This is a genomic window from Streptomyces sp. NPDC034670 (genome assembly GCF_055574875.1).
The window spans coordinates 1-7,257 of sequence record NZ_JBVITR010000106.1 but is presented as its reverse complement, the minus strand read 5'-3'; the positions used below and the strand labels follow the sequence as shown (position 1 = coordinate 7,257).

General features: G+C 76.3%; 6 protein-coding genes. 5 read left to right on the top strand and 1 reads right to left on the bottom strand.

The features are described 5' to 3' along the window. The first annotated feature begins 155 nt into the window (after window positions 1–155). From ACZ56B_RS32475 to ACZ56B_RS32465, 3 genes are all read left to right on the top strand, one after another. Entirely contained in the window at window positions 156–2,051 is a 1,896-nt protein-coding gene (locus ACZ56B_RS32475; protein ID WP_468798575.1) for a CHAT domain-containing protein, read from the top strand. Between the two features lie 12 nt (window positions 2,052–2,063). Then, window positions 2,064–3,065 carry a hypothetical protein gene (locus ACZ56B_RS32470; protein ID WP_468798572.1) on the top strand — a complete coding sequence of 334 codons (1,002 nt, stop codon included), beginning with the start codon at window positions 2,064–2,066 and terminating at the stop codon, window positions 3,063–3,065. Between the two features lie 101 nt (window positions 3,066–3,166). Beyond that, complete coding sequence (locus ACZ56B_RS32465; RefSeq protein ID WP_468798569.1) at window positions 3,167–3,979, top strand: alpha/beta fold hydrolase; 813 nt, start codon at window positions 3,167–3,169, stop codon at window positions 3,977–3,979. A gap of 247 nt (window positions 3,980–4,226) precedes the next feature. Here ACZ56B_RS32465 and ACZ56B_RS32460 read toward each other — a convergent pair whose 3' ends face one another. Further along, a complete protein-coding gene (locus tag ACZ56B_RS32460) occupies window positions 4,227–4,601 on the bottom strand; it encodes a VOC family protein (RefSeq protein WP_468798566.1) in 375 nt (124 codons plus the stop codon). A gap of 530 nt (window positions 4,602–5,131) precedes the next feature. Here ACZ56B_RS32460 and ACZ56B_RS32455 point away from each other — a divergent pair. Continuing rightward, window positions 5,132–6,472 (top strand): sensor histidine kinase, encoded by a 1,341-nt coding sequence (locus ACZ56B_RS32455; protein WP_468798563.1) that lies wholly within the window; start codon window positions 5,132–5,134, stop codon window positions 6,470–6,472. Continuing rightward, the gene (locus ACZ56B_RS32450; RefSeq protein WP_468798560.1) at window positions 6,469–7,161 is read left to right on the top strand and encodes a response regulator transcription factor; all 693 of its coding nucleotides are present in this window, start codon (window positions 6,469–6,471) and stop codon (window positions 7,159–7,161) included. The genes ACZ56B_RS32455 and ACZ56B_RS32450 overlap by 4 nt, the downstream gene beginning before the upstream one ends. The last annotated feature ends 96 nt before the right edge of the window (window positions 7,162–7,257 follow it).

Here is a 7,257-nt window from a genome sequence, read left to right as displayed (position 1 = left end):
ACCGCCAGCCTGGCGAACACGCTCCTCCGCCCATTCCGGAGCCCTTCCCCCCCCCCCCCCCCCCCCCCCACGCCCCCCCCCCCCCCCCCCCCCCCCCCCCCACCGCCGAGCAGGTCCTGCACTGGTGCCTGGAGGACCGCGCGGCGCAGGACGCGGTGGCCGCGGCCGAGTCCGCGCGGGCGCTCGTGCTGTCCGCGGGCAGCGCGTCCGCCACCGTGCCGCAGCTGCTGGACGAGGCCGGTGAACCCGGACTCGCCGAAGCGTGGCGGCAGGCCTCCCGGCGGAACACGGCCCGCAGGTTCGTCCGCCTCCCGCCGCACGGCGCGGGCCCCCGGGCCGACGGCCCCGCCCCGGCGGGAACGGGCGGCCTCCCCGGCCCGCGCGGCGACGGCACGGACACACCCGGCGTCGTCCCGATCGCTCCCGGCGGCGCCTGTGCGGGGGACCTGCCCGGGATTCCCGACGACCTGCGGCACCGCGCGCTGGAGGTTCTGTACCGCCGCGTCGGCGGTGCGGCGAAGACGCCGCTGGTCCGTGCCCCCTCCCGCACCCTCATCGGCGAGGCGCTCGCGCGGCTCGGCGCGGACGGGCTGGTCTACCTCGTCGCCGGTGAGCAGGGCGGCTCCGGGTGGGCGCTGCTCGTACGACCCGACGGAAGCGGCCACGTCCTCCCTCTCCGGCGACTCGTCCGCCCGGGGCCGCTCGACGCGTTCCTGACCGCACACGACGCCCACGTGGCCGCCGGGACGGACGGCGACCGCTCCCGGTCGAGGGCCGCGTGGCGCTCCGCCCTGCACGCGGTGTGCGACTGGGCCTGGCCCGCCGTCGTGAGCCCGGTCCTCGAGGAGTTCGGTCCGCGGGGCGGCGGAAACCGCGCACCGCGTCGCGGCCGTGCCGGCGCCCCGGCGGAGGGGAGCTGTCCCCGGCTCTACCTGGTTCCCACCGGCCCGCTCGGACTCGTGCCGTGGCACGCCGCGCGAAGGCCGGACACCGGCACGCCCGGGCGGTACCGGTACGCGGTGCAGGACGCGGCCTTCTCGTACGCGGCCTCCGGACGCGAGCTGATCCAGGCCGCCGACCGGCCGTGCGCCGGAGCGGACGCCGCCGCCGTCGTCGTACGGGACCCCACCGGGGACCTGGAGCACGCCCGCCGGGAGGCCGAGGGCGTCCGGGCGGGCTGGCCCGGGCCCGCCACGCTCCTGGGCGGCAAGGGCACCCCGGACGCGTACGCGGCCACACCGAGCCGCGTCCTCGCGGCCCTCCCCGGCCGGAACTCCGCCCCCTGCGCCCTGCTGCACCTGGCCTGCCACGGAGCCCTGGTCCGGCCACCGACCGCGTCCCACCTGCTGCTCGCGGGTGGACAGCGGCTGACCGTCCGCCGTCTCCTCGAGCCCCCGCCCCGCCACCCCGGGCAGGACGGACGGGAACCCGGCCCCCTGGCCGTCCTGTCCGCCTGCGCCACGGGGGTGCCCTCCGAGGACCACGACGAGGCGCTGAGCCTGGCCACCGCCTTCCTCGCCGCCGGAGCCTCCGCCGTCGTCGGCTCCCTCTGGCTCGTCGACGACCGGCGGACCGCCGACCTCATGCTGGACTTCCACCGGCGACTGCGGGAGCGGGGTCTGGCGGCCGCCGACGCCCTGCGCGAGGCGCAGCTCGCCGCGCTGCGCACCCCCCGCGGCGCGCCCCGGACGACCGCGGAGGGGAGCGGCCCGGGAAGAGAAGGCGCCGAGAACGACGACACCGACCCCGCCGACCCCTACGTCTGGGCGGCCTTCACCCACCACGGTCGAGGAGAACCCATGGCACCGGACCGCGCGACGGAGCCGCACGGAGGCGAACCGGCGCAGAGCCCCGACGACGACACCGCGCCGGCCACCGGGTCCGCCCCGGGCGAGCGGATCTTCCCGACCCGGCGCGCCCCGGTGGAGGTGGAGCACTGGCAGTGCCCGGACCCCCTGTGCGCGCACCGGGCACCGGGGGACGACGAAGGGCCGTTCGAGGACGAGTGCTGTCCCGTGCACCCCGCCCTGGCCCTCGAACGCGGGGAATGAGCCGGGCCGGCCGTGGGAGACCTCGCGAAGGGACTCGTCGAACCGCTCGCCCGCCGGTGGAGCAGGGCCATGGGCGGCGCGGTGGTGTGCTTCTGGCTGGTGGGCGTCGTCCTCTACCTGGCCCGCACACCGCCGGGCCGACTCGACTGCGGCCGTGACGACGCCCCGGGAGCGGACCTCGTCTGCCTGGTGACGCGGCACGGCGGCTTCGGCGTCGGGGCCGCCACCGCCGTCGCCCTGGGCGTCGTCGTCGTGTCCGCCCTGCTCACCGTCTGGTGCGCGCCCGGAGTGCTCAACCTGCTCAGCGGTGCCTGGCCGGACGTGCCCCCGCTGCGCCGGTGGGCGCGGCGGCGTGTCGAGGCCCACCGTGAACGGCGCAGGAAACTGGTCGACGCCATGCTGCCCACGACGGACGACGTCCTCGCGGTCCGCCGCGCCGCGACCGCCTCCGTCGCCCGGCGCCGCTACCCCAAGGGCAGCGCGACCCTCCAGCCCACCCGGATCGGAAACGCCCTGGCCGCCACCGAACAACGGGTGGAGGAGCGGCACGGGCTGGACCTGGAGCTGTGCTGGCGGCCCCTCGTCCAGGTGGTCGACCAGACCGCACGGACGCGTCTGGAGACCGCGTCCAGTCTGATCGTCGCCCGGGCGCAAGCCGTGCCGTTCGCCGCGGGACTGCTGCTGTGGACCCCGCTCCTGCCCACCTGGTGGGCCCGGGGCGCCTACGCGGCCGGCTGCCTGCTCCTGGTGCTGCTGGCCTGCCGCGCGGTCGCGGGGGCGGTCGACGCGTACTGCGACGCCGCGGAGGACACCTTCCTCGTCCACCGGGCCGGCCTCTACCGCGCGCTGGGCTTCCCGCTCCCGACCACCACCGGGCACGAGCGCGACCAGGGCCGGGCACTGAGCAGGTACCTGGCGAAGCGCAGCCTGGCGCCCGTCGCCTTCGACTGGCCCGACCCCTCGCCGCCGCTCCCGCCCTCCTCCGCGCTGCCCGCCCCGCCGGAGCAGCCGTGACCCGGCGGGGGACCGGGGCCAGGGCCGGTCGTCCGGAGCCTGGTTGGCGGGCCGCGCCCCACGGGCGGACTCTTGAAGGAACCGTGGAAGGAGGCCGGCCGATGGGACGGTACGTGCGCGCCGGCGGGCTGGACATCTGGACCGAGCAGGTCGGCACCGGCCCGGACGTGCTGCTGATCGGCGGGCTCGGCGACACCGTCGAGTCCTGGCAGTTCCAGCTCGACGGACTGGCCGACCGCTACCGGCTGACCGCCTTCGACAACCGGGGAGCGGGCCGGACCGCCATGCCCGAGGGCCCGGTCTCGGTCGAGGCGATGGCCGACGACACCGCCGCGCTGCTGAGGGCCCTGGGCATCGCGTCCGCCCACGTCGCGGGCTTCTCCGGCGGCAGCATCATCGGCCAGGAGCTGGCTCTTCGCCACCCCCGGCTGGTACGCAGCCTGGTCCTGCAGAGCACCTGGCCGGCGCCGGATCCCTACCTGCGCCGGTGGGGCCTGTTCGTCCGCTGGCTGGTCGAGGCCGCTCCCGGCGAACGCGCCTTCCTCGAGAGCTTCTTCCTGGACATCTACACGGCCCGGGCGCACAACGACGGCACGGTCGACCGGTTCATCGAGGACGCGCTCGCCTTCCCGCACAAGCAGACGACCGAGAACCTGAAGCGTTTCCTCGATGCCGTCCTCGACCACGACACGACGAGACGTCTGCCGGACATCGACGTGCCGACGCTGGTGCTCGCCGGCGGACGGGACACCACCAGCCGCCCCGAACTCTGCCGCGCCGTCGCCGACGCGATCCCCGGCGCCCGGTTCGCCGTGATGGAGGAGGAGGCACACCAGCCCTTCCAGGAGATCCCCGACGCATGGAACGCCCGCGTCGACTCCTTCTGGCGCGAGGCCGGAACCCGCACCGCCTGACTGCCGGGCCGGCCGCGGTCCGGGACCGCGGGGCGTCGACGGGGCACTCGACCGCTTCGCCGACTTCGTGCGCTCCTGCGGCGCGCCCCGGCAGGGCCCCGGTCCGGCTGCCCGGACGACCCCCGCCCGGGACGGCGCCGGAACCGGTGCCGCCCGGGCGGTTCGCACGTGACCGGGCGTCAGGCGCCGGGCCGGACTCGCCCGCCCCGGGCGGTGAGCCGCCGGGCGGGCCCCGGGCCTGAACCGCTCAGGCCCCCGGAAGGAAGAGGCAGAACGGGTGACCGTGGGGATCGCGGAGGACGCGTACGTCCTTCTGGGGCTGGTGTTCCTCCAGCGTCGCGCCCAGGGCGCGGGCTCGCTCGGTCTCCGCCTCCAGGTCGTCGACCTGCAGGTCCAAGTGCGCTTGCATCTGCTGGGTGCCCGGGCGTTGAGGCCAGACCGGGGGCGTGTGGTCGGCTTCCCGTTGGAAGCTGAGACTGGGGCGGCCCCGTCCGGGATCCTGCAGCCGGACCCATTCAGGGTCCCGTTCGACTTCCTGCCAGCCCAGCAGGGCCCGGTAGAAGTCGGCCAGCGCGGGCGGATCGGGAGTACCGAGGACAAAGGCACCGAGCGTCGTCGTCATGCTCCCCAACCTGCCCCCGGACGCGGCCGTCATCCTCGTCTCCGTGGCGTCATCCCCGTCCTCGTGGAGGCGGCCGGCCGTTCGCGCCGAGGACGTGACCGTCCGGTCGCGGCCGGGCCACCGAACTCCGACTCGAGCCCGCCGGCCCGGTCCGCCTGTAGTGCGCAGGCACCAGGACACGCGAGTGGCTGGTGCGGACGCACCAGGGGAGGACGGTGGCGCGGGACGATGTCCGGCGGGGTGCCGGACGGGAGGGTCAAAGGCGCGTGAATCCCGCGCGTTCCCCTCGCCCAGTGGTGTACGGAGTGATCAGCAGGTGGTGACTTTCCTTCACCGGACCGGACGGCGGGCCTTGCGGCGGCGCCGGCTCGTGGGCGGTCCGTGGCCGGGAGGCCCGGTGGCCGCCCCGTATCCTGAACCGTGTGCTGCCGCACGTTAGATGCCGGGGGTGAGGCATGGAGCAGGCGCGTCCCGGCCCCCGCGGCCGTGCCGGACGCAGCGGCGCCCCGCCGGCCGGGAGTGAGCCGGCCGTGACGGGACCGGCCGGTGGTGGCCCGCGACCGCGCGGCGCGTGGTGGCGGGAGGGAGCGGTCACGGTGACGGCTTTCGCGTTCTGCCTGCTCGGCGGGGTGATGCAGGTCGACGGCACGCTGTCGGCGCCGCGCGCCGCCGCCTGCGTCATCGCCGTGGTGTCCAGTGCCGTGCTGCCGGTGCGGCACCGGGCACCCCTGGCCGCCCTGGCGGCCACGACCGCGGCCGGCGTGCTGGTGCCGCCCCTGGGCCTCCTGCTCACCCCGCTCATCGTGGCCCCCGCCGTGATCACCGCCTACTCCTACGCGCTCACCGCGCGTACCGAACGGCGCGCGGCGGGCGCGGTGTTGCTCACTTCCGTGACGCTGGCCGCCTCCATCCCCCTGTTCGGGGACTTCTCGTGGAAGGACGCGAGCAGGATGGGAGTGGTGGCGGCGTGTCCGCTGGTGGCCGGCGTGCTCGGGCACTCGGTGCGGAACCGGCGGGCCTACCTGGCGGCCGTGGAGGAGCGGGCCCGGCGGGCCGAGCAGAGCCGGGACAGCGAGGCACGCCGGAGAGTGGCCGAGGAACGGGTGCGCATCGCCCGGGAACTGCACGACCTCGTGGCCCATCAGATCACCCTGGCCAACGCGCAGGCCACGGTCGCCGCCCACCTCTTCGACACCCGCCCGGAGCAGACCCGCAAGAGCCTTCGGGAACTCGTCGAGACCACCGCCGAGGCGCTCGACGACCTGCGGGCCACGGTCGGTCTGCTGCGTCAGTCCGGGGACGCGGCCGCGCCCGCCGAACCGGCGCCCGGACTGTCCCGGCTTCCCGCGCTCCTCGAGTCCTTCCGCCGCGCGGGCCTGGAGGTGTCGGTGCACCAGGAGGGCACGGCGAGGCCGCTGCCGCCGGGAGTGGACCTCACCGCCTACCGCATCGTCCAGGAGGCCCTGACCAACGTGACCAAGCACGCCGGCACCGGTAGCGCCGGGGTGCGCCTCGTCTGGGACCGCGACCGCCTGACCATCACCGTCGCCGACGACGGAGGGGGCGCCCGTACGGCGCCGGCCGCGTCCACGGGACCGAGTGCGTCGACGGTGCCGGGCCGTCCGCCCGGTCACGGTCTGATCGGCATGCGTGAGCGTGCCGTCGCGGTCGGGGGGAACCTCCGTGCGGGCAGGCGCCCGGAGGGCGGCTTCCTCGTCTCCGCCCAGCTGCCCCTCCCGCCCGCCAGGGACCCGGCGCGAAGGACCGACGGGGCGACGGCCACCGGGGGACGGACGGCCGACGGAGCGACGGGCGACGGATGGACGGGCGACGGACGGACGGGCGACGGAGCGGCCGGGGGTGCGCCGTGACACTCAGGGTGTTGCTCGCCGACGACCAGGCCCTGCTGCGCGGTGCCTTCCGGATGCTTCTGGACAGCGCCGACGACATCACCGTGGTCGGCGAGGCCGGCGACGGCAGGGAGGCGGTCAGACTCACCCGGGAGCTGCGCCCGGACGTGGTGGTCATGGACATCCGCATGCCCGAGGTGGACGGTCTCACCGCCACGGCTGAGATCTGCGCGGACCCGGAGCTGCGGGCCAGCCGCATCCTGATCCTCACCACGTACGAGACCGACGAGTACGTCGCCCGGGCGCTGCGCGCGGGGGCCGGCGGCTTCATCGGCAAGGGCATCGGGGCCGAGGACCTGGCCGACGCCGTGCGTACGGTCGCCGACGGCGACACCCTCCTGTCTCCCGCCGCCACCCGCTCCCTGGTGGCCCGTTTCCTGGCCACACCGGAGGCGGTCCCGCCGCACCGCTGCGAACGGCTCGCCGCGCTCACCCCGCGCGAGCGCGAGATGGTGGCCCTGGTCGCGACCGGCCTGTCCAACCAGGAGATCGCCGAGCGGATGTTCCTCAGCCCCTTCACCGTCCGCGCCCACGTGCAGCGCGCCATGACGAAGCTGGAGGCCCGCGACCGGGCGCAACTCGTCGTCATCGCCTACCGGACGGGCCTGGTCCGCGCCACCCCCGACGGCGGCGCCGACCGTCTGCCGTAACCCGACGGCGGGGGGCCGGGGGGGGGGGGGGGGGGGGGGGGGGGGGGGGGGGGGGGGGACCACCCATCCAGGGGGGGTCTGGAGCGCGGGCGGGAG